At 57.0% G+C, this 23,009-nt stretch carries 19 protein-coding genes; 2 read left to right on the top strand and 17 right to left on the bottom strand.

Translation table 11 applies throughout. The annotated features are described in order from the left end of the window. The first annotated feature begins 48 nt into the window (after window positions 1–48). Window positions 49–1,542 carry a glycerol kinase gene (gene glpK / locus DMG62_08270; protein PYY23359.1) on the top strand — a complete coding sequence of 498 codons (1,494 nt, stop codon included), beginning with the start codon at window positions 49–51 and terminating at the stop codon, window positions 1,540–1,542. A gap of 93 nt (window positions 1,543–1,635) precedes the next feature. On the opposite strand, the gene DMG62_08265 is transcribed toward glpK, so the two are convergent. The 11 genes from DMG62_08265 to DMG62_08215 form a co-directional block, all read right to left on the bottom strand. Further along, entirely contained in the window at window positions 1,636–2,175 is a 540-nt protein-coding gene (locus tag DMG62_08265) for a hypothetical protein (GenBank protein ID PYY23358.1), read from the bottom strand. Further along, on the bottom strand, window positions 2,172–2,693 hold the full coding sequence (locus tag DMG62_08260) for a hypothetical protein (protein PYY23357.1): 522 nt from the start codon (window positions 2,691–2,693) through the stop codon (window positions 2,172–2,174). Before DMG62_08260 ends, DMG62_08265 begins: the two co-directional genes overlap by 4 nt. 2 nt (window positions 2,694–2,695) lie before the next feature. Continuing rightward, entirely contained in the window at window positions 2,696–3,274 is a 579-nt protein-coding gene (locus tag DMG62_08255) for an RNA polymerase subunit sigma-70 (GenBank protein ID PYY23356.1), read from the bottom strand. 414 nt (window positions 3,275–3,688) lie between these two features. Next, window positions 3,689–6,256, bottom strand: coding sequence for a peptidase M1 (locus DMG62_08250; GenBank protein ID PYY23456.1), 2,568 nt, complete (start codon window positions 6,254–6,256; stop codon window positions 3,689–3,691). Between the two features lie 105 nt (window positions 6,257–6,361). Beyond that, window positions 6,362–7,489 (bottom strand): hypothetical protein, encoded by a 1,128-nt coding sequence (locus DMG62_08245; GenBank protein ID PYY23355.1) that lies wholly within the window; start codon window positions 7,487–7,489, stop codon window positions 6,362–6,364. 140 nt (window positions 7,490–7,629) lie between these two features. Further along, complete coding sequence (locus DMG62_08240; protein PYY23354.1) at window positions 7,630–7,845, bottom strand: hypothetical protein; 216 nt, start codon at window positions 7,843–7,845, stop codon at window positions 7,630–7,632. Then, window positions 7,842–8,429, bottom strand: a complete 588-nt coding sequence (locus tag DMG62_08235; GenBank protein ID PYY23353.1) for a hypothetical protein — start codon at window positions 8,427–8,429, stop codon at window positions 7,842–7,844. The genes DMG62_08240 and DMG62_08235 overlap by 4 nt, the downstream gene beginning before the upstream one ends. Window positions 8,430–8,535: 106 nt before the next feature. Next, on the bottom strand, window positions 8,536–9,216 hold the full coding sequence (locus DMG62_08230; protein PYY23352.1) for a hypothetical protein: 681 nt from the start codon (window positions 9,214–9,216) through the stop codon (window positions 8,536–8,538). Between the two features lie 396 nt (window positions 9,217–9,612). After that, on the bottom strand, window positions 9,613–12,873 hold the full coding sequence (locus DMG62_08225) for a hypothetical protein (protein ID PYY23351.1): 3,261 nt from the start codon (window positions 12,871–12,873) through the stop codon (window positions 9,613–9,615). Then, a complete protein-coding gene (locus DMG62_08220) occupies window positions 12,870–13,595 on the bottom strand; it encodes a hypothetical protein (protein PYY23350.1) in 726 nt (241 codons plus the stop codon). The genes DMG62_08225 and DMG62_08220 overlap by 4 nt, the downstream gene beginning before the upstream one ends. Window positions 13,596–13,599: 4 nt before the next feature. After that, on the bottom strand, window positions 13,600–15,540 hold the full coding sequence (locus tag DMG62_08215; GenBank protein ID PYY23349.1) for a hypothetical protein: 1,941 nt from the start codon (window positions 15,538–15,540) through the stop codon (window positions 13,600–13,602). 606 nt (window positions 15,541–16,146) lie between these two features. Between DMG62_08215 and DMG62_08210 the strand changes: the two genes are divergently transcribed. Beyond that, complete coding sequence (locus DMG62_08210) at window positions 16,147–17,271, top strand: aminotransferase (protein PYY23348.1); 1,125 nt, start codon at window positions 16,147–16,149, stop codon at window positions 17,269–17,271. A gap of 221 nt (window positions 17,272–17,492) precedes the next feature. Here DMG62_08210 and DMG62_08205 read toward each other — a convergent pair whose 3' ends face one another. The 6 genes from DMG62_08205 to DMG62_08180 all read right to left on the bottom strand — a co-directional run. After that, on the bottom strand, window positions 17,493–20,066 hold the full coding sequence (locus DMG62_08205) for a hypothetical protein (protein PYY23347.1): 2,574 nt from the start codon (window positions 20,064–20,066) through the stop codon (window positions 17,493–17,495). A 24-nt stretch (window positions 20,067–20,090) separates the two neighbouring features. Next, on the bottom strand, window positions 20,091–20,390 hold the full coding sequence (locus DMG62_08200) for a hypothetical protein (protein PYY23346.1): 300 nt from the start codon (window positions 20,388–20,390) through the stop codon (window positions 20,091–20,093). Further along, complete coding sequence (locus tag DMG62_08195; protein PYY23345.1) at window positions 20,387–20,839, bottom strand: hydrolase; 453 nt, start codon at window positions 20,837–20,839, stop codon at window positions 20,387–20,389. The genes DMG62_08200 and DMG62_08195 overlap by 4 nt, the downstream gene beginning before the upstream one ends. A gap of 101 nt (window positions 20,840–20,940) precedes the next feature. Then, window positions 20,941–21,804, bottom strand: coding sequence for a hypothetical protein (locus tag DMG62_08190; protein PYY23344.1), 864 nt, complete (start codon window positions 21,802–21,804; stop codon window positions 20,941–20,943). A 239-nt stretch (window positions 21,805–22,043) separates the two neighbouring features. Further along, window positions 22,044–22,679, bottom strand: coding sequence for a hypothetical protein (locus DMG62_08185; protein ID PYY23343.1), 636 nt, complete (start codon window positions 22,677–22,679; stop codon window positions 22,044–22,046). Between the two features lie 175 nt (window positions 22,680–22,854). Then, a partial coding sequence (locus DMG62_08180) for a hypothetical protein (protein ID PYY23342.1) occupies window positions 22,855–23,009 on the bottom strand: 155 nt, incomplete at its 5' end.

Below are 23,009 nucleotides of genomic sequence, written 5' to 3'. Positions count from 1 at the left end.
CAACTCAGCCTGAGTCGGTCCTTAATCCTGGTTGTATTCTGTCCCACTATGTCCAACTACATCGGTGCCATCGACCAGGGCACGACGAGCACCCGTTTCATTGTCTTCGACCGCTCCGGACGCATCGTTGCCTCGGCGCAGAAAGAGCACGAACAGATCTACCCCCGGCCAGGGTGGGTCGAACACGACGCTGAAGAAATCTGGCGCCGCACTTTGCAGGTGATCGAAGAAGCCATGGCCGAACGCGCACTGCGCGCCAAGGACTTCGCTGGAATCGGAATTACCAATCAGCGTGAGACCACCGTGCTGTGGGACCGCAAGACGGGCGCTCCCGTAGCGAACGCGATTGTTTGGCAGGACACGCGCACGGAGCAATATCTCGCTCAGTTCGCCGCCAGCGAGGATTCGGTCCGGCGTAAAACGGGATTGCCGCTCTCAACCTACTTCAGCAGCCTGAAAATACGGTGGCTGCTCGACAATGTCGCAGGCCTGCGTAGCAGGGCTGCATCAGGGGACATTCTGTTCGGCACCGTGGACACATTTCTGGCATGGCGCCTGACCGGCGGAGCTCACGGGGGCACACACATCACGGATGTCACGAACGGCAGCCGCACGCAACTGCTGAATCTGCGTACGTGTGCGTGGGATGACGAACTCCTTCAGACGTTCGATATCCCTCGGCAAATCCTGCCGCAGATTTGTCCCAGTTCGAAACAGTACGGCACAGTGTGCTTCAAGGTCCTCGACGGAGTCCCGCTGGCCGGAGTTCTCGGCGATCAGCAGGCGGCGCTCGTCGGCCAAACCTGCTTTCGTCGCGGCGAGGCAAAAAATACCTACGGCACCGGATGCTTCTTGCTCCTGAACACCGGCACAGAACCCGTATTGTCCAAGCACGGGCTGCTCACTACCATTGCGTACCAATTGGGGAAGGAACCGCCACGATACGCCCTCGAAGGCAGCGTGGCGATTACAGGCGCTCTGGTGCAGTGGATGCGTGACAACCTGGGGCTGATCCAGTCCAGCGCCGATATCGAAACCCTTGCGCGCACCGTAAACGACAACGGCGGAGTCTACTTTGTACCCGCCTTCTCCGGTCTGTTTGCTCCCTACTGGAAAGCAAACGCCCGCGGCGTAATCGCCGGGCTCACGCGCTACGCCAACAAGAGTCACCTTGCGCGCGCAGTACTCGAGGCTACTGCCTTTCAGACTCGCGAAGTCGTAGAAGCCATGGAACAGGACAGCGGAAAGCTGGTCGACACTGTGCGGGTGGATGGAGGCATGGTGGCGAACGACCTGCTCATGCAATTCCAGGCCGATATCCTGAATCGCGAGATCGTATTGCCCCGCGTAAGGGAGACAACCGCCCTGGGTGCGGCCTTCGCCGCAGGACTCGCGGTCGGATTCTTTAAAGATCTTGACGAACTTCGCGCCACCTGGTCCATCGACCGCCGCTGGAATCCGCAGATGGACTCCAGCACTCGCGAAAACCTCTACAGCAATTGGAAAAAAGCCGTGACGAGGTCTATGGATTGGATTGAATGACAGTTTCGACAAACGTAGCGCCGCGCTGTTTGTATTCGACAATAAAAACGGCCCTGCTTGCGAGGCAGGGCCAAGGGGCAGTGCAAACTTGGTCTATTGCGGTGGCGGCGGCATTGGTCCCGGCTCGCCTTCATGGTGCTTGAAGAACATCTTCTGCATTCTTTCCTTTGTCACGGCTTGCAATTTTTTCCACTGGTCAGGCTGGAGAACACCGCGGAACGCGAGCGACATCACGGTAAATTCGTTTTCCATTGCATTGCGTTTTTGCTGAAGGATTGAAAGCTGCTGAAGCACGGCTCCCTGATCTGGCTGATCTTGCTCTAAAAGGTCGCTCAGCTTTCCTTCTTCGATCTCGACGTCACCCCGAGCCTGAATCAACTTCGTGCGATGGTTGGCGAAGATCTGATTGAGCTGCTGCTTTTGCGGGTCGGTGAGATTAATAGCCTGCGCAATCTCGGAATTGCGCCACCAATCATGTCCCAAGGCCGGCATGCCAGGCATACCGCCCATGCCCATCATCCCCATTTTGTGTTCGCGGACGCCCTTATCGGGTGGTCCTGGATTTTCCGTCTGAGCGACAGCAATTGCAGCCGTTAGCAAAACCAGGCTTAAAAAGTAAGACAGTTTTTTCATTGTTGGGTCCTTGTGCGTGCGTGAGAAGTGCTGTGAGTCGTACCTTCGTCGAGGCCGCCCATCTCGCCCACCAGCAGGCTGGCGGGTTGCAGCGCCTCTGGCAAATCCTGATCGAGCCGGGCTTCAATGTCGCTAATCAATGCTGCGTCCGAAATCGTGGGCTTCGCAGATGCTGAGTCTGTTGCTGGGGCGCTCCTGAAATTCAAAACCAGGAAGATTACGAGAATCAGCGCAAGCGCTGAAGTCGCCAGCGCAAAACCGATATTCCGCCCGGCGGTCTTTTTGATCTGGGCTTCTAGAATTCGCTGCTGAATGCTGCGCGACTGCCGTCCCCAATCAAGGGCAGAGCGGCCTCCGCTGTAGCAAACGTCCTGTTTGAGGCTCGCGAGCTTCTCGCGATAGATAGACATCTGCTCCCAACACTCCGAACATATCTCCAGGTGACCCGCAGTCCGCGGATTCCGTTCGCCGGTTGCTGCCGCGGTAAGCTCTTCGTCGCTGAGGTGAATGGAAATCACTGCTATTCTCCTTCCCGCCAAGTGCGCATATTCATCATCGCGCGGTGCAAGTGGGACTTCACTGTCCCAGGTCGGCGGTTCGTGGCCTGGGAGATTTCTTCGATGGACATTCCTTCTACGGCACTTAGCAACAGTGCCTCGCGTTGCGGCGTAGTGAGTCGCTGAACGCGCTGCGATACGCGCTCCAGGCGTTCGCGCCGAAGCAGATGCTCCTCTGGCGTCGAAGCCGGATCCGGCACCTGTTCGGCCTGGTTCTGCTCCGTCTCAGAAGCATCAAAGCGAATCAGCTTGCGCCATAGCGCAAAGCGGCGATTGCGAAAATGATCGCGGACGAGGTTGATCGCAATCCGCGCCAGCCAGGTGAATACCTGACACTCGCCGCGAAAGCCCTTCTGCTTCTGGAAAGCGCGGATAAAGCATTCCTGCGTAAGCTCTTCCGCCAAGTCAGGCTCCCCCGTCTGCGCCAGCACAAGGCGGTACACCCTCTGCTGGTACAAGCGTATGACCTCGTCAAAATCGGCGAATGGCGACTCCGCTTCCGTCTTCGCCCCCGCCGGCGCCGCCGCTTGCAGCATATTCATCGTTTCGGATGAACTCCCTGTCACTTGATATGGACGAATTCCTAGGGGGTGAGTTTACGTGAACTCAACCTTTTCCGCGTGCAGAGGGGCACTAGAGGCGCGACCAATTAGGGCGCAAACCCTTGGATTTCCAACATATTTGGGGTTTACTGGCCATCATGGGGGTATTTGCGACTTTAATCCGATTGCAGGAGGTTGCGGTCTTGGACATTTTCCACAGCGAACGACGGATGCATGCTTGACGCGGCCCTTTTCCTGGCGTGATGATGCCTGCGACCAATTACCTCGATCGCGTGGCTAAGCAGAAGCGAATCTAGAGCAACGGATTGGCCAACATAGAGCGACGGTCTCATAATCCGTTGTTCTAGAAATCAAACTTCACCCGCATTTCCACAGCCCAACTGAAGATCCAGGCTACGGATACCGCTGGCGAATCCTTACGGTGCGATCGAGCTCATCCACTACCTCAAGCACCTTCAACCGCAGATCACGATCGAGGCTTCCCGTCTTCAACCAATCGTGAACTTCAGCATCGGCCGCGGCGGATTGCTGTCCTCCGATGAATGCTCCGAGCCAGGCGAGCAGGAAGAAGATCTTGCGCTCCCGCTTCACCTGCGGCAAAGCCTCGAGCGCGGGATTTAAGTACGACGACGTCAGCTCGGATTGATTCCAGTAGTTGAATGCCGGCAAACTTTGCTCAACCCAATCCTCTGGGCGGTTGGCATTGTGCAGATAATCGTCGAAATATTTCTTTTTAGCTGCCCCGTCGGGACGCGCGGCGTCGGCAACATAGGCGTACTTCAGGCCATCGCCTGAATGGTCGCGCTCTTTTTCTGACAAAAGGACTTTTTCTCCGTCACCATCCGAGAGCGCGATCAACGAAGTCACCATATTCCAGCGATCAAGAGGACGAAGTTGCACACCAGGAACCTGGCTGGACCCGGAGAGCAATTGCTTCAGTCCGCTTCGGCCCGATGGAGTTTCGGCCACAGCTCGAAAGAATCGGAACCAAATAATGCGCATTCCTTGGTCCGGCGCGTGTTGCATTCGATCCGCGGCCATGGTTTCGAAGCTTGCAACGAATTCGGCACGCGTTTGTGAACTTACATAGCGATGCAGTGCAGTAACAGTGCGGGCAGTGAGCGACTGGGCTAAAGATTCGTCTTGCTCGCCGGGAAGAAAATGACGAGTCAGGGACAGGTAGTCCCAGGGGGCCATTTGAACTTCGCGCACTGAATCCCACAACGATCCCCATAAGACCGTCCGCTCGAACAGATTTGCGATATTCCCAATTCGGTTTTCAACGATTCGTCGGCTCTCACGATCAAGGAGAAACCGCCCATATGCGTAGTCTTCCTCGTTGGCGAAAACGAGCGCAGGACAAGGCTTGCCGATAGCCTCCGAAATCTCTGCCTTTGCCCCGGCGAGCTCTGCGCGAATGCGTAACGGTGGAGCATGGTGATCGCTCAGCAGAATCTGGGTCGCGATCGGCCATACACCGCCCTCGTTCAGCACATCGTGCTGGCTGAGAGAAAAATGTTCAATTCGTCCCGATTTACAGCTCCAGAAAACATCCACCTGCGGCATGCCGCGTCGGCGAATCCAGGCGCGCGCCCATTCCTCCAGCGATCTTCCCGAGGCCCTCTCCAGAGCCTTCACCAGATCGCTCCACGCGGCGTTCCCATACTGGTGCTCTTTCAGATAGATCCGCAATCCGCCACGGAAATGCTCATCGCCCACGATGAAGGCGAGTTGCCGCAGCAATCCCGGCGCTTTGGAATACACGATGGCTCCATACGCGGACTTTGCATTCTGCAAATTATCGATGTCCTGGTAGATCGGAGTGGTTCCGAGAGTGGAATCGATAGCATAAGCCGCGGGCTTCATGGCCAGGTAGAAGCGCTGCCAGACGTGTTCCTCTGGTTTGAGCCGATCGAGCGCGCGATACGCCATATACTGCGCGAAACCCTCCTTCAACCATAGATCGTCGAACCAACGCATGGTAGTGAAGTCGCCGAACCATTGATGCGTCAGCTCGTGGAGGCTGAGCAGGTCGCGGCCAATCAAATCACTGTGCGTGGGTGCCGTGCGAAACAAGACAGACTCTTCCCGGAGAAACGTCGCTCCCGCGTGCTCCATGCCGCCATACGCAAATCCCGGAATCAGCACCAGATCGTATTTGGGAAAAGGAAAGGGCTGAGCAAAGTAGTCGCCGAGGAATTTCATGCCCTCGGCGGTGATCTGTTGCAGCTCGGGAGCCTCAGCGACCGCTCGTTCATATTGCGAGTTGCGCACATAGACGCCAGGCAATCCGGCTGTCTCATGCACTTTGCGGAACGGACCAGCGGCGAAGGCAAAGAGGTAGGTGCTGATCGGCTCGGTTTCGGAAAAAATCTCTGTCCGATTGCCGGGAATGCGATCCCAGCTTTTGGATGAAGTATTCGAAACAGCGATCCAGTTGTTTGCAATGTCTAGGGTTAGAGTGAACCGCCCCTTCAGATCCGGCTGGTCGAAACAAGGAAATGCCATGCTTGCATCCATCGGCACAAAGAGCGTGTAGAGGTACTCGCTGCCATCATCCTTGTCTTCGTATCGAGTGATCGCCTTGCCTGCAGGGGCAACCGGTGACTCGAAATCGAATGCAATGTGATTCTCGCCTCCTCGCAGCTTCTCTTGCGGCAGCAGAATGTGTCCGTTCTCCGCCTGTATCGGCGTATCCCTGTCATTGATCAGCAGCTTATGCACCGTACCTTCGCGATAATCAATCAGCAGGGGTGCAGCCGACTGTAATCGGAATGTCAGGTCCTCATGTCCGGCAGTCGTGGAGGCGTGCGGGACGAGTGTGAACTGCAGCCGGTAATGCAGATCGGAGATGAGGCGCGCCCGCTCCTGCGCCAACTCACGAGGAATGCCGCTCGGGGTCGTACAAAAAGAAAAAACCGGCAGGATAGCCAGAAGGCAGCTCAGAAGACGGCAGCGCATACGCCAGCAGTGTAAATCGTTGCGCAAACAAAAAAGGCCGCCCGCACGATGCGGACGGCCGAAAAACATTTGGTAGAAGAGCAGCATGCTGCGTCTCTACCATCCTCAATCGCAGCACCCCGCAGGCTTGGGCCTGGACGCCTCCTCGCAAGAAGCAGCATGCTGCGCTTCTACTTTTCTTCTTCGCGGCGCCGTGCATCGCGGCCGTGGATCATCGCCAAGCAGTCGCCCGCCTGAGACCATGTAATTCCCCGCGCCGAACGCCGCTTCCACCGCCCGTCGTTTGGCGAAGTCGCTGACTGAGGTGTAGTGCTGCTGCATCCGCGTGCTGATGTGTCCCGCCATGCTGAGGATTACCGGAATGGGAACGCCGGCTTCGGCCATGCGCGTGATCGCAGTGTGTCGCAGATCGTGAATTCGCAGCCAGGGCACCCCCGCAGCCTGCCGCACCGCTTCCCAAGCCTTGCGGATGCCGCTGTTCGACATCGGCCGCTCGAGATCCCACCGGATCGGCGATACACGGAATGGCATTAAATGATGATGAGGACTCACAGCGCCCAGGCTTCGCGCACGCTCAATGAGCCTGGTAACGGCCCACACTGCTTCGTCGTGCATCGGGATGGTGCGGATGCGATAGCGATTCTTCGCGTGCTCGCGGCGAATGTGCAGGGTCTTACTGTAGAGATTGATATCGCCCAGACGAATGCCGCGCATCTCGCAATTCGAGGCCGAGGTCGCAAGCGCCAGCAGCGAATACCAGTACACCAACTGCCACTCCGCCCGGCTTGACACTGCACCAAGAAACATCTTCTGCTCTTCCGGCGTCATCGCCCGAGCGACATCAGCTTGCTCGGGCTGCAGCCGCTCATAGCATTGCTCCAGCTGCTGACTCCACACGCCAGCACGCTTCATGATCCTTACGAGAGTGCCGACTTCTTGATTGATCTTGTTTGCGCCGCATGTCTCGGCGCGTTCGCGTTGATACTCGCGCAATAAGCCAATATCAATGTTGTTCAGCGGCACGGTGCCGAACTTGCGGTTGAGCGCTCGAATGTATTGCAGCAGGTCCATCAGAGTTCGAGGAGAGATGTAACGAGCCCGGCTGCCCGGCGACATAGTCCGCGAGTTAAGCCACACGTCGGCAGCTTCGGCAAAGGTGAGTTCTGGGTGGAGTGAGTCATGCATGGTCTGGTCTGCCCTTCCGGCCGGAGAGAACGCCGGCCCGTTCTGCACCGCATTGCTGGGCGTGCCTTGTCTGCGAAACGCTTCGCCAGGAGCGCTCCGCCATGACCAGCAGCTTAGTTATTCGCCTTTTGTTCGTCAATCCACAAGATGTAGTGGCTGCCTAAATATATATCTATTAGATATTACATTTACTTATCGCCAGACACTGTCCTTCCTGATTGCAACATTGCAAATGCTCCGGTTGTGATGGCCAGAGCAGCGCTGTCTTTTCCCTCGTGATAGAGACTCATGGCGGAGAGTACAAGCAATATTGCCCATACGTTCGTGTGGACTCCGTTCAACACTCCCACTGCGGCGTTGAAGGTGCCAAGCAATTCCTGAACTGCTTCCGTGAGCTTGGTCATCGTTGAGTCCTCCCAACTGCATATCCCAGTCCGCCAAAAATCGCTCCCCATTTTGCAATCCGCACTGTTCTCTGCCAAATGGAGCCGCCCTTTGCCGACTTTTTCGCCGCATTGAGCTCAACCTTCTGGCGCGAGATGATCTCCTGCTGATCTTTGAGTTCGCTCTCGATCTGATCTCGCTCCACGGAGCATTGCTTGCAGGAGATGGCGTACTGTGCCAGTTCGATCTCCTGCTGTTTCGTAAGGAGCGCGCTAGGCGCATCCGGCGGAGACTTCGGTGTAAGCGGCGCCATTTGCTGAATCGGTGACTGCATGGGCACGAGTTCACGGATCACCTCACGCGCCCGCTGCGGAGTGGACGCAAGTGCCTTCCGCTGGTTGTCCAGCGCGGCGATCTGAGCAAGCGCATCGTTGCGCGCGGCCGCAATTCGTTGCTCCAATCCGCTGATATCCGACTGCTGCGTTTCGATGACAGCATCGCGATGAGCATCCTCACGAACGTGATCGCGCCATGCGGCGCCCACAATCACAGTTCCAAGACAGAGAATGAGAAACAAACTGAGATAGAGCTTGTGAAGGTTCATCGGAATCCTCAGAACTTGTGGCACAGGCGCCCTCGCCTGTGTACGGCGCGTCGGACACAGCGGCGGGGCTGTGCCACAACACGTCGTTGTTTGTGAAGCAGGAGACCTAGGCTTTAGCTCTAGCGAGCCAGCCGTGAAGATACTGCTCAGCATCCGGGCGTACGGCTGCAAGATGCTGATAAAAGCTGGCGCATGATTCGCGAAGGTGAACAGCCAAAAGCGCACCGTTCGCTCGATTGATTGCCGCGAGGGTGCGTGCTCCGTAGATTCCGTCTTCACGCAGTTGGAATTCCATCGCGTTAAGTGCCTGCTGGCAGAGAACGATTGCCTGGCGTGCACCCATGTTCACGGCCATATCGAGAAGTTTGGTCGCGATCGCCTGGTCACTAATCTCATCGCCGCGAATCGCCCGCCAGTACTCTGATCGGTAGATCTCACGAGCGCGCTCCACAGCTGACTCCGAGGACCCGTTATAGAACTCGTCGCCCAGTTGCGGATGAAAGCGTTCGGCGATGCCAAAGCGCGTTCGTCCCCCCGAATCGTTCGTGACCACGCCGCTCAAATGCGGATCTTCATTGCGCAGCACGAAGACAAGAGCTTCTTCAAAGTTCGCCATGGCTTTGTGTTCAACGCGACTGTCGTCGCAACTCCTGCTGGATGGCATCAAGGCTGCGCTGCATTTGCTCGAGCCGCTGATCGAGCATGCGATCACGCACCTCCTGCTCCTGTCGCGGCACAACATCGCGATCGAAGCGCTGCTCCAACCTGCCCTCAACGCGTTCCACATCGGTCATGCGCGCCGATAGCGTGGCGAAGTTCGCAATCCATCCGCCAAGAAGCACTCCCACGACAACCACCGTATGCGCATTCACCTTCAACCAGCCGCCAAACAGCTGGAAGCGGCGTTCGCCACGACTGGATAGATCCTTCCTCGTTGTAACGGACATTTTCAGCTCCTAACCTCGTGAAATTCACACAGCGGGCAAGAGGCGTGACAAGAAATGCGAGCAGAGCGTCAGCCGATTACTCCAGCACTGATTTCCCGAAAACATTACTGTCATCCCGAAGCGCCGGTTTGTGGCGCGAGGGATCTGCTTTTGACTTCTACGGAAGGAAGTTTGCTGAGATGAAAAACAGATTCGTCGCGCCAAAGCAGGAGCTGCCACTGCGACTATCCCCTGGTTTACTGCGGCTCGACTTCGACTGTCGCATTGATCAGCTGTGCCTGCGTAGTACAGCCGGCAGCCGTATACATCAGCTGAATGGTGTCACCAGCATTGACCGCGAAGTTAAGACCGGTAGCAGATCCCGAGCCAGAGCCGTTCGGCACAGTTGCCGCTGTGCTGTTGCTGCTGGCCGCTACGTCATGAACAAAGAACTGCGTCGCTGTCGTACAACCTGCGGCCGCAGAAAGGGCGATGACATTGATCGTTGTGATCTTCAGCGGTGTGCTGTTGCTCCATTGTGCGAACACGATGTTGGGATTATTGCTGGTGGCTCCGAGGTATCCATTCCATGCGATTCTCGGATTCTTCGTCATGTTCCCATCGCCGTTAATGTTCAAACTGGGAACCGCAAGCGCGTTGCTTCCCGTAAGCGTCAATCCTTGCGCTGTGACTGGGCCCTGGAAAATCGCGCCGCCAGTTGAATCTATATTGAACGGATTAGCGCCCGCCGCGCTACCTGTCTGATCGTTGTAGCAAACCGTATTGCTTGGACCCGGCACCATTTGGTCAGCTGGAACTGTCGCAAGCAACTTCTCCGTGCCGGTAGTTGTTGATTCGTAGATTGCGTACTGCTGCGCTCCAGCCACCGGGACCGCACAAGCTTGATTCACAGCTGAACTCAAGAGCGATGCCGCTTGAGCCGCACAGCTCGTCTCAGCAGATGCGGGTCCGATGATTCCACTCACGAGGCCGGCGATCTTGTAGAAGTACGTGGTCGTGCCCGACCCGGAAAGCTTCGCACACGTCGGCGAAGACGGCGCGCCAATCGAGTTCACCAGCAGCTCGCCGAAGATCCGACTCTTTCCCAGAATGGTTGTGTTGTTGCACTCAATCGAATCGGGATCGCCGCCGAAGTAAACCATGTCGGTGTGGCAGCGTTGCCCTTGTCCGACGTTCAACGTCCAATCGCGCTTCACCCACTGCGAATGCCGGAAGTCGGGGTACGTCAGTTGCAGGTTCTTGAAATTTGCCATCGGTGGATCGGGAACATTCGCCGAAACATCCGCTCCGTTCTGCACCAGGTTCGGACCATTCGCTGCTCCCGCCACATACCAGTTCATGTTGATCGGAGCGGTCGTCGCCGGCACGACTCCGAGGACATTAGGCATCACGTTCTGATCGCCGGCAACGGAGATGTTCGGACCGAAGTTCATGCCGCTGAAGTCGATGATCTGGCCGCTCTTAATTGTGCTGCTGGTTACCTGCCAGTTGATTTGCCCATGAAGGAAGATGGAGATGTTATCGACCGCCGAGGTCTGCGCGTCCCCACAAAGAAAACGATGGCCCCCTTCGGAAGAGTAATGTTGCAGATCGAGAACGATTCCCAGATTCGTTCCGCTGTAAGTCGTGTCTCCAAGCACGATGTCACAGTCAGAGGCATTCGAGATGTCCGAGTCACGCACGATAATGTTGGCATTCGCTTTGATTCCGACGGCGCAGCCGAAACACATGTAGCGATCGAGCAGCAGTTCCGCGGACTGGTTGGCGAACTGGTAGAAGCCGATATCTGCTCCAACTACCATGTCGTTCGCAAACATCATCTGGTCGTTATTTGCGTTGGGCTGGTCGAAGAAGAAGCCATACTGGAACTGCGCACACTGATTTAGCGTGAACGAGCCGGTGAAACAACTATTCGCCTCAGGATCGCTGCCGTTAGCGCCGCCGGTGTACCAGGGACCAATCAGGTTGTCGAAAAAGCGGTTGTACTGCGTATTGTGATTCTGGCCCGAAGCAGCCTGCTGCAGCCGCACGGCCGCGCGCTGCTTGTTGCCCGAAACGCCGAAGATGTGTATGCCCTTCAGGCTGCTGAACTGCGCGCCCGCGATATAGAGCGCATCCGTCGGGCTGGAATAATTGGTATTGACCAGGAAAAATCCGCAGCCCTGTTGCGCCGCCGCAGAACTCAGGTTTCCCGGTCCAGGAGAGGTCAGCTCGACCGCTTTGTTCTGAATATTGATCGCGGCCGAGGTCATGTACAGACGCCCGCAGTAAACCGAAATGGGATTCAGCCCCTGATCGGTGTTCGGTGCGAGTGCCTGCAAAGCCGAGTTGATATTCGAGGTATCATCCGATCCATAGAGGATGGAAAGGCCGCTCCGGGTCAGAGATGGCGCGATGTTCGTCGTCAGAACAATCGTGGTCGCGTTGGCCACACTCGCGATTGTTCCTGCCAGCGCGAGAGGCGGACCAGAAGTAATCGTGATGCTTGGAGTTCCGGTGCATCCCGATCCGGCGTAGATCACGCTGATCGATGCCACGGTGTTGCCGGTCGCATAGTTCGATCCCGACAAGTTGACTCTGAGTTCGGGGATATAAGTGCACGTCAGGCCGCTGATTGTTGCAGTCGGGCGCGTTAGGTACCCCGACCCCGCGGCAGTGACACTCGGCGTAGCGATCGCGCCGCCGGAGAGCGTAGTTGTTGCCGTTGCGCCTGATCCGTTTGCCCGAGCACCGAAGAGCACAACCAGCTTTCCCACATCGGTACTGCTGAAGTTAGCCCCCGTGCAAATGACCGAGTAGCTGGCATTGGTCGAGTTGCAGGCAGAGTTCAGATAGACGGCATCGCCCTTCGTGAACTGATCAAGGTTTAGCCACGGCGAAATCGGAATCCAGTGGGTCTGAAGATAGTTCTGAATGAACGGGCCGCGCTGTTCATCGCTTACCACCTGGAGCGTGCCGTAAGCAGCCGAGCCGGGCAATCCCGAAAAGGGAGCTGATCCAAACACGTACGTGCCGCTCACAGCACCGGTCACACTAAGATTCCCGTTGACCGTAAAATTGCCCGAAGTGCTCGTTGCCCCGGGAGCGCTCACGAGTCCTGGATACTGCGGCGCATATTGATCCAGATTGAACGATGCGCCGCTGAAAGTAACCGCCGTGTACTTCAGCACTGGCTGGCTGGTGGCGGAGTCCGTCACTGTCACACGGTAGTAGATTCCCTGCGGTTGCGTGTTCTGCGGATTCGGAACCAACAATGCTGCGCTTGCGCCGTTGGTTACAGAGACACAGAAAGGACGCGCCAGCACCTGTCCGCCGCCGCCTACCTGGAAGCTAATGGGAATATCGTTCTGATCGGTACCCAGGAAGCACAACGTTCCCGAAGCCAGCTTCTGCTGGTTGAGGTCTGTCAGATTTGAGCTGGAAACCGAAGTCCAGTTCTGTGCGCGCGCGCTGACCGCCAGACACGCGATCGCCAAAGTTATGAACAGCTTTCTCATCGATCCACCTGCTCGTACCGGCGTTGCTTGCTCAATCCTGTCGGGGCTACCGTCGCAGCTTTGAATGCCGCGAAGATATTTGCGTCGTTCACGCTGTTGGTCCACGTCAATGTCGTAGTTACTGCGGATTGCGTAGTGCTCACGATCTTGTATTCCATCGTGGTTCGCGTGGAAGTGGCGTTTGCCGGAAGTGTGTAACCGGATCCCGCAGTGGGACTTGTGACCGCTCCGCTCCAACGCACTGCGAACAACAGAATGTCCCTGGCGCTGGTCGTACTCAGCGAACCGCTTGTAGCCGTGGTGGTGGTGGCTTGGCCACTGTTTACGCTGGAATCTTCGGCTCCGGAACTTGCAATGCCGGCAAGCTCAAAGACCGTCGCACCCAGCGTGGCACTCAACGATCCTGACCAGGTGCAGGTAACGCTGGTTAGAGCAGCCGAGTTGCTTTTGTAGAAAATTGCTGAGCGATCGCTCGTGCCCTGGCTCGCATACCCGCTGGATGTTTGCGCCCATCCGGTTTGCGAGGCGCTGTCGGTGATCGTCAGCGTGGAAGTGTTGTTCGCGCCTTGGGTGCACCACACCACGACAGCATTCCCGGAATTGGTGTTGATATTGACGGTCACCGCTGTGGAAGCAGTCACACCATTCTGGGCTGCCTGGATGAACGTTTGTGCAGCCAGACACGATGACCACAGCACGAAAAGGCAGAATCGGGATTTCATGTGCTTACGGCGCGATCGTCTTGGTTTCAATCCACTCGAACGTCACATTCAAGTTGCCGCCGGTCAGAGCAGAGTTATTGAAGTTGACGCATGCTTCCTGTGCCGTCCCGCGAAGCACGATCGGCTTCTGCGTACGATTCAGGATGTAGATGTCATTGGGCGCGGCTGTTCCTAAAGCGAGACAGCCGAGATAGTATTCATCGATAAACCCGAGTGCGGTTCCTACTGTCGGTCCAGTTCCGGTATAGGACAACGGGGCACTCACGGCAGCAGAGTAGTTCGAGTCATCCCCTACAGCAGTGATTGCCGCAGAGGTTCCACCGGAATCGGCGGTCGAGCGCTTGATGATCTTCATCAACACGATTCCGGCTGTAGTCTGCGTGCAGGAGACTTTGACTCTGGTCAGCAACACCGTGTTCGAAGCGTTTCCTGGCAGACACGCGTTGTCTGTAGTCGAACTCCCGGCGAAGTTCGCGCTGCCAACATAGCTGGCCGGACGCATCGCCGGAAGCTGTGCCGTCCAAAGCAGTCCATCGGTGCCAACGTTCGGCGCGACATCGCGCCCCTGAGTTGCCGCCGTCCCATTATTGAAATCGGTTTGAGCAATACCATCGAGCGTGCCAACTCGATTGGATCCAGCCCCAGCGCCATTGCTCGATAAGTTCCCCTGAACCAACCATGGAGTGGTATTCGCGGTATTGCCGGGTTGAACCGTCCAGCTTCCAGACTGGCTCACGGCCGGAGTGTTGTTTATGTTGAACCCGGTATTGTCGATGGAGAAGCCGCTTACGCCTTTTGCGATGAGCAGCTCTCCACGATTGCTGAACTGCGCATCGACCCGCTGTGCATTCGTGACCGCCGGTTGCGTCGCATTGAAAACACCGCCAACTTTGACCGGATTGCCGGAATCGGCACTGGCTGACGCCACATTGCCTTGCGCCTTGAGACTTCCGCTGGTGAGGGTCGCGTCGAGCGCGACCCCGTTGCTCGAGCCAACGTTGGCTGTGACCGTTCCCGTAACGGTCTGCGTGCCGCCGGGAATATTACGTGTGACGATGCCGTACTCGGTTCCCGCCGGCGCGCCGTTCAGAGTGACAGCGCGATGAATAGCTGGCGTTCCGGCAGTGTCGTATCCGCCGATCACAACAGGATTGGCCGTCGAAGTCGAACCCTCCGCTTGGGTTCCCTGAACCAGTGGATCGCCAGGCACATAGCTGCTGCCATTCCCGATTGGGATCTTCCCCTGCGGCGCCGCTCCGCCAATCTGGAATGTTCCCGCGATGTTTGCTGTGCCATTGAAGGTGTGCGTGCCAGTCCAGGTGGGATTGAAACTCTGATCAATCTGGCAATCGGTTCGCGTCGATCCTGAGTTATCAGTGCAACTGATGCCGCTGAAGAAATTGGCTGTCGCCCGCTGTGCCAACGATGTGCCGGCATTCTGGATCGTGCCGTACCCTCCCCCTCCGCCCGATCCGCATCCAGTGCACGATCCCGTGATGGTCAAACTGCCGACGCTCAGCACCGGCGCACTGCTGCCCAGAGGAAGATTGAATCCGGGAACGTAGTTATCGAAATTGAATGTTCCACCCGTGAACTGAACTTCGGTATATCGCAGAACGATTTGCCCGGTGCTTGAGTCAGTCGCAGTCACGCGATAGGAGATATTCGCCGGAGCCGTATTGGCGGGATTCGGAACAGTGAAACTCGCCGCCGAGCCATTCGTGACAGACGAACAAAAAGGACGCTGCAACGACTGCCCACCGCCTCCAATGTTGACGCTAATAGGGTTGTCGTTCAGATCCGTAATCAGGAAGCACAGAGTGCCCGCCGCAAGCTTCTGCTGATTCAGATCGGTGATGTTGGAAGCGCTGACCGTCGTCCAGTTCTGTGCATTGGCAGCAACAGCAAGACACACGACTGCGAATGTTCCCAATATTTTGTTCATCAAGGGAAATAGCTCCCGAGCTTCTAAGCTGCTAAGTGAATCCGTGAAGACAAGCGAAAAGGCGGATCGTGGCGCTTAACCAGCGCCGGGGACGAAAGAAGATAGCCCAGCGGCGTAAGCCCTGGGTTATCCAGCCAAAAACACGTTGAGCCCCAGCGGGGCGGCACCGCTATGACGCAAATGCAACAATCATGATCTGCATTTTCGGCAAGCTCGTAGGGAAATAGCTTCGGAGCTCCTAAGCTGCTAAACGAATCAGTGAAAACAATCGAAAATGCGGATCGCGGCAATTAACCAGCGCCGGAGGCGCGAAAGAAGATAGCCCAGCGGCGTAAGCCCTGCGTTATGCCAGCCAAAAACACGTCGAGTCCCAGCGGGGCGGCACCGTTATGACGCAAATGCAACAATCATGATCCGCATTTTCCTGCCAGAACAAATCTATGCTCGCGGTACGTGCTTGGCGGCCTCGCATTTAAGGGGTTGAGGCCGGCCAACCTACGTTTTTCTTTAGGCGCTGGATTTTCATCCCTCGTAAACGAAAAAATCATCCCGGCGCCGAGTCGTAGAATCAATGAGAGCAACGAACTTCTTCTTCGAGGTGCTCGCATGCGATTCAAACCCTTTCTGCTCGATGCCTGGCTCGACCAGTACGAACACGACATAGAATTTAACCTCGCTGCGAGCACCGGACCGACGTGGACGGTAAACGAGATCCTCGGCCTTGCCGACGACGAAGCGCGCCACCGCTTCCTGAACCATAAGCTGGTCTACGGTCATCCTGCCGGCGCCGACAGCCTGCGTGAAGCCATCGCTGAAATGCAGCGTGTCCCGCTAGAGGCCGTGCAGATCGTGACCGGCGCCTCCGAGGCGCTCGTTGCCCTGATGTGGCTGGCCGCCGAGCCCGGCGCGAACGTAATCATCCCGCTGCCTGGATTCACTACGTTCTCGGCGCTCCCGGAATCTCTTGGCCTCGAAACTCGCTTCTATCGTGTGCGCCGCGAGAACGGCTTTCGTATCGATCCCGACGAGATCAAGCGGCTCGCCGACTCAAAGACCAAACTCATCCTGGTCAACAGCCCGCACAGTCCCACGGGCGCGACCATCGCTGACGCCGAGATGGAAGCTCTGCACGATTTCACCGCCGAGCGCGGAATCCAGTTGGTCAGTGACGAGGTCTATCATCCCATCTACCACGGAAGACCAACGAAATCGGCGGCGCGCCTGCCGCACGCCACCGTGATCTCCGACCTGTCAAAGGCATTCTCGATTCCGGGTGTGCGCACGGGATGGATGATCGAGCACGACTCCCGGCGACGCCAGCAATACTGGACTGCGCGCGCCTACTTCTCGGTCTCAAACTCCACCACTGGAGAAATTCTTTCGGAAATCGCGATCCGCAAACGTGACATCGTGCTCGGCAAGGCCCAGCAAGCCGCCACGCGAAATCTCAAGCTCCTCGAGGGCTTCATGGCGAACCATCGCGACGTACTCGGCTGGATTCCTCCGCAAGGCGGCATGACCGCATTCCCTTGGCTGCTAAGCGGAGAGAACGACCGTAGGTTCTGCCAGGCAGCCGCCGAACGTGGAATCCTGCTGGCTCCCGGCGATTGCTTCGATACCCCGTCGCACTTCCGCCTGGGCTTTGCCGCCGCCGGAGAAAATTTCCCCAAGGCGCTCGATCGCTTGGGAGAATTCGTAAAGAGCTGGTCAGTGAATATGGCCACCGCATGACGAAAACTTGCCGCGCGGCCGTCAGTGGTACTTAATTGCTGGCACTCCGACGCAAAGCTTCGGCGTGCACCCGCGCCGGAGGCGCTAAAGAAGATAGCCCAGCGGCGTAAGCCCTGGGTAAAAGAGCTCTGTAAGGGCGGCACCGTTCGAGGAATCCTCTATTTACCAGGAGCGATGCCTATCACCGAAGGCGACCGCGCTCCGACGCTCTGTTTCGATTATCAATGGAAATACCGCAACGTGAACAACTGCAACGGCAGCGTCTTCGCTACACCTGATGGATTATTAATAATGATGTTGAACTGCCCTGCGGCAGGCACCTGTGCCGTGACGGAGACTGTGTCCCATCCGGTTCCGGCGATATTCCCGATGGGCGCGACCGCAACCTGATCGTTCGCCTGGATGCCCGCCAGAGAAAAATTGTTTACATCAATGTAGCTTCCCGCCGCGAGCGTCTTTCCCGAAAATCCGACGACCTGCGAATGAATCAGGCCCGTGCTGGTCGATTGCCCCAGCACCATATACGTGTAGGCGCTCACATTCGCGAGACTCTGCTCCATCAGCTCGAATTTGTTGAAACTCGTGAACTTGAAATAAACCGTCTGGCCGATGAGCGTAGGATCGTACGACCAATCGAAGACCGCTTCATCCAGCCGCAGAAACTGTGCTCCGTTCGCATGGGCGCCGATCGGAGTTGAAAACGCTCCGCGGCGGAGGTACGCATTGGATGTGTATCGGTTCGGCGCGGTCAGGGTCATCGTCTGATAGGCGAGGACCTCGTAATTTCCTGAGCCGTCATAGATCAGACAGGCGGTTCTCCAGTTATCTGCATCGGCAACCGAACCCGAACTCAGCGTGCCGAAGCTTTGCGAAAGGTCTACCGAAAGCGTGTTTGCCGTATCGGGATCGGACCCGGAAGCCAGCGCCGCGGTAAGCACGCCCATTCGCGCGGCGCCATGGATCGTACCGATACGCCGATAAGTCGCATTATCGAGCGAGATCCAAACGTTGCATCCTCCCCAATTGGAACTCAACCCTGAAACGCCAATCCAAATCTCATATCCAGTCTGCGCGCCTCCCGTGAGCCGGTTGTTCGGCTCAAAGATAATCGGAGGATTCACGCCTCCTGGATCGGCCTGTTGATTGGGCGCAAAACCCGCTCCCGCCGAGTAAGGATAAGCCGTCGGAGTAGCTGTGCCCCACGGGAATTCCTCAGCCTCGAAGTCCAGCTCGCCACCGTCGTTTTCCTTGATCGAGGTAATGCGAACCGGATGCCTGCTGAGTCCCAGATTGGAATCGGTAATCGTGACCAGGTCCATGGGCTCAAGCAGGATGTACTGCCATCCCAGGGTAAATCGGTACGCACTGCCTCCATCGATATAAACAGAGCGCATCCGCCTGTGATTCGCGACTTTCTTGGCGACGGCAGCGTCGCAGACCGCATGCGCCTGTCGAGGACTTCCCGCCTTCAAACCATAGAGCGCGATGTTCGCATCGTCTTTGTCCTCGGCGATCTCGACGTTGTAGCTGTTGGCGCGGTTTACAAACTCGATCTTGATCGCATTGAGGATATCGGCACGCGACTTGCGAAGCACCTTCACCGGATCGTCATTGTCCTTGCGCAGAAAATCGCGGTCGCTCAGGTCGTACACGGGTGTGGTATTCGGAACGAAGATCGCGCCATTCGCGACGGCAGTGGTGTCGCCGTAACTCTTCAGCTTCACCACACCTTCCGACCACACAGCTGCGCCATTGGACAGATCGATAAGATCGTCGATCAGCGCCGCCGCAGTCTGCTGCGAATCGATCACCGGCGACAGAAACATTCCATTCGCCATGCAGTAGCTGGAGAAATTGGAGTAATCTGCGATCAGCGACCCCGGCCAGCCCACGCCGTAAAACGCATTCGTGAGCAGATCGTTCACGATCGCTCCCGGCTCGGCATCGGTGATCCCGCCACCGAAGGGCAGCAGTCCAAGCACCTCGTAGCTGTAGTTCGGCAGCGATCCCGAACTGCCCAGGTCCATCGCGCTCGCGGCGAGGTAGGCAAGACCGTTGTAACCGAGATCCTGTCCGGGATGGTTCGATGTCAGATACGGCCACGGCGTCTGCGGACGCGATCCAGTGAAGAGCGTGAGGGCAAGCTGCTGTAACGGCTGTCCATTCGAGTTCGAATTTGGGACGCCATAAACATAGGTGATCGAGACCTGCTTGCCGGCATCGGCTGCTGAGAATGCGAAGGTTGCGCTAGCTGGATTGAGCGTGTACTGGCCTGCGCCCGGCAAGGATCCCACCAGCGACATCGGCTTGCTCTGGCTTCCGCTGAGCGTAGTCGGACCATCCGAACCATAATCATTGGCGCTAACCGAATAAGCATCGAGCCGCGAAACTCCGTAATGCGCAAAGTAGTTCGCATGCTGCGAGAGCTGATAGCTTCCACCTCCGCCAGGCACAGTGAAATTCTCGGAAGCAGAGACCAGCAGCAAAGTGCCCTTCGTATCCCACACGTTGCAAAGCTGCGCGATCGGCCCTTCGCACAAAGCAATTGCCACAGCTGCCGTGTAGGTGTAACTCGTAGTTCGAGTCGTACCTCCGCCAAGTCCCTTACCGCCGCTCGCCTGCTTCGAACTCTGCGCAATCGGCGTGAAATCTCCATACCAGATCAACTTCCCCGAAATGCGATTCTGCCCATAGACGATCGGAATCGCCTGCCCATATGCCGCAGTCTGCACGCGCAAGGAATGCAGAACGGTATTTTGGGCTGCGAGCGGCCTGGGGCGCGAAAAGATGGACAACTCTTCAGCTGCTAGTTAACTGCTCTAGCATCCCCCTTCGAAGTAGTTGCTATCTGGAAAAAGCAGCCTTTTGCGTCCTTGCTGCAGGTAATACTGATTTTGGGCTTTTAGGAAGTGCACTCGTCCCCACATAACCTGGTGCAACTCATAGCATACTTCGCAAACGTACTGGCCTTCGAAGCTGAGTTCTATGGAGAGAAAGTTCGAGCGCCCTTTATATAAAGGTTGGCTGCAGTGCAGGCAGAAGTCATATTCCTCATGCGGGAACACAGACGCCGGAAGCAGCACAGCTCTGGCTTCCAGGTCTGCAATGAATTCCTTCATTCCCATAAGCTGAAAAACCTCTTCGCTCTTCCGACCAGGATTCCTTCGCGTTGGCCGTCGGAGAGAATCACACCTTTGCCGTTGACCGCATGAATCACCGTGGGCCACTCGAGAACAATCGCACCATGGGCAAAGCACCGCCCGAAGCGATAAATGACGAAATCGCCAGGCAAAGCAGAACCCGCTGCGACGGGGTCCCCGGCGAACGCCGCAGTTGCGGCCCCTGGGGTGCGAGTAGCGGCGGGCCCTGTTTCCAAGTCGCGGCCCGCTACCGCAGGCCGTTCCGTCGCATGCTGCTGAACAATGCGGAGAAAAATTTCTTCAGACCGGTGCAGCATCCAGTCCGGGGGATAGTACGGAATTTCAATGTGGCCGATCAGTCCGGCCTCGCGATAAACCTCCAGAGGAAACATCGCACAGTCAACACCGGCGCCTTTGACGCGGCCCATGTGATGGTAAGGAGTTCCAAGCCAGGAACGAGCGATAGAGCAAATGTGGGACGCTTCTGTTCTTACTTCACCCGATGGCCCGATCACCCGATCACCCGATTTCAAATGGCTGTCTCCGGAGCCGGCACATACGGGAACCCGCCGAAGTTCGCCAGGTTCGAGAACTTCGCCGCGCACGTTGCCTGAGTCTTGTCACAGCCGGGGTAGATCGTGAATGTATCTCCCGTGCCGGGAATAGCCGGTAACGGAACAACGAACAACACCGTCCCGCCGGAATTCAGATACCTCCTCACAGCGACCAGATGACCGTTGTTTGTACCCGAGGTGAACACAAGCTGGCCGTTATCGAAGTAAGCGTCTGCCTGGCTTAAAGTCGTCAGCAGCTTGTTGATTGTGCTTCCAGCTTGAACCGTTCCAATCACGGCAAAGCTCGCCTTAGTCAGCGTGCAGCCAGAATCGAACAGCGTATGAATGCACGTGGGTTGCAGGAGATTTCGCGGAAGCTGAATGTTCAGATCCTCGACTTTGCTCTTACAGGTGAACTTCGCCATCGTGCGTGAGAGTTCGTCGAGATCTCCGATGTTGCCGACAAACCTGATCACCGTTCCCTGCTGCGCCAAATTCGGATCCATGAACAAACGACGCACCGTGATCTGCGCCTTGTCGAAGTCACCGCGCGCGATCCTCTGCAGGATCGGCACTCCGCCGATGGTGTCGGACGGATTCGCGTGAATCTGGAGGGTGAGAGTGCCAATCTTGGAGAGCCCGAGAACCTCCTCGACTGTGCCGCGCCTGAAGTTCGGTGGTCCGGAGAGGTATGTCGTGCCGCCCACAACCAGATTTCGGTCGAAGGTCGTGTAATGGAGCTGCATGCCATCGGCGAGCGTTATGTCGTAGAGCTCGGCCATCACGAACTCTGTGTTCGCGGCGAGGAAGTTGATGAAGGATGGACCGGCGGTTTTCATACTAATGGCTGTCAGCGGTCGGCAATCGGCGTTCGGCCAGCGACCGGTTCTTTTCGGGAAGAAGAACAATGCGTACTGGCCGAACGCCGATTGCTCTCACAATTGGGTGATCGCGTGATCGGGTGATGTAAACCCTGGAGTCACACTTCTTACTTCACCAGATGACCCGATCACCGGGGTCCCCGGCAAGCGCCGGTGTTGCGATTGCTGGGGTGGGGTCACCCGATCACCCGATTTCTTCATACTCTCACGCTCACTAGTTCCAGTCTCTTGCACTCCCACAACAAATACATAAAATTCCCAAATTCGATCTGGTCCTGCGCGAAGCGCACTCGCCAGAGCCACTGGAAATCTGCAGTGATAGCCGCTCCGCTGGCGGGCGCCGACGCGAAGCTGACGACGCCATGGCTGATGGTGTAGTCCGTACCCTGCGTCTTTCGCGCTCCGGACAGATAAACAGTCGCGCTCTGACCGGCCGGATTCTGCACCTGCTCCAGATATCCACCGATGTTGCGCACCAGTTGGAAACCTATCGTGCTGCCGTCGCCGACTCCGATCGGCTGTCCGCTCAGTGTGGAATCGAGCGGCTTGCGTGTAAGCTGCGCCAGGTCGATCAGGAAAGAATCAAACTGTCCCTGCCGCGCGAGAAAGAATCCGACAAGCTGTTGCAACTCCGAGTTCCCGTTCTGATCCACGTGATGGGCATCATCATGCAGGAACTCGTAGCTCAACGAGATCTTCCACAGCGGCGCGCTCCAGAACTCCGCGCGGACTTCACGTCCGCTCGTGGCCTGCTGCACGCCACTCGAAAATGTGGGTGTGAGCGTGTAGGCCCAGGAGAGACCGCGAAGATCGGGAAAGAGTGAGTTGGACATGGCTCTTCTTTGTCATTCCGAACGAAGTGAGGAATCCCTACTGACACGAAAATGTTCGCGATAGCCTCCCGGTTTAGCTTGTCGCTCCGAAACAGAACGTACGCCTTGGAGTCCTCACGTACATCGGCGTCCGTAGGGATTCCTCACTTCGTTCGGAATGACAATGAAACGACGATTAAAGACGGACCGAAATCAGTTCCACTCTCTTACACTCCCACAGCAAATACATAAAATTCCCAAATTCGATCTGGTCCTGCGCGAAGCGCACTCGCCAGAGCCACTGGAAATCTGCAGTGATAGCCGCTCCGCCGGCTGGCGCCGATGCGAAGC

The sequence above is a fragment of the Acidobacteriota bacterium genome, from assembly GCA_003225175.1.
Lineage (GTDB): Bacteria > Acidobacteriota > Terriglobia > Terriglobales > Acidobacteriaceae > Gp1-AA112.
Note: the sequence above shows the minus strand (reverse complement) of the source record. Positions and strands in the feature narration are given on the sequence as shown.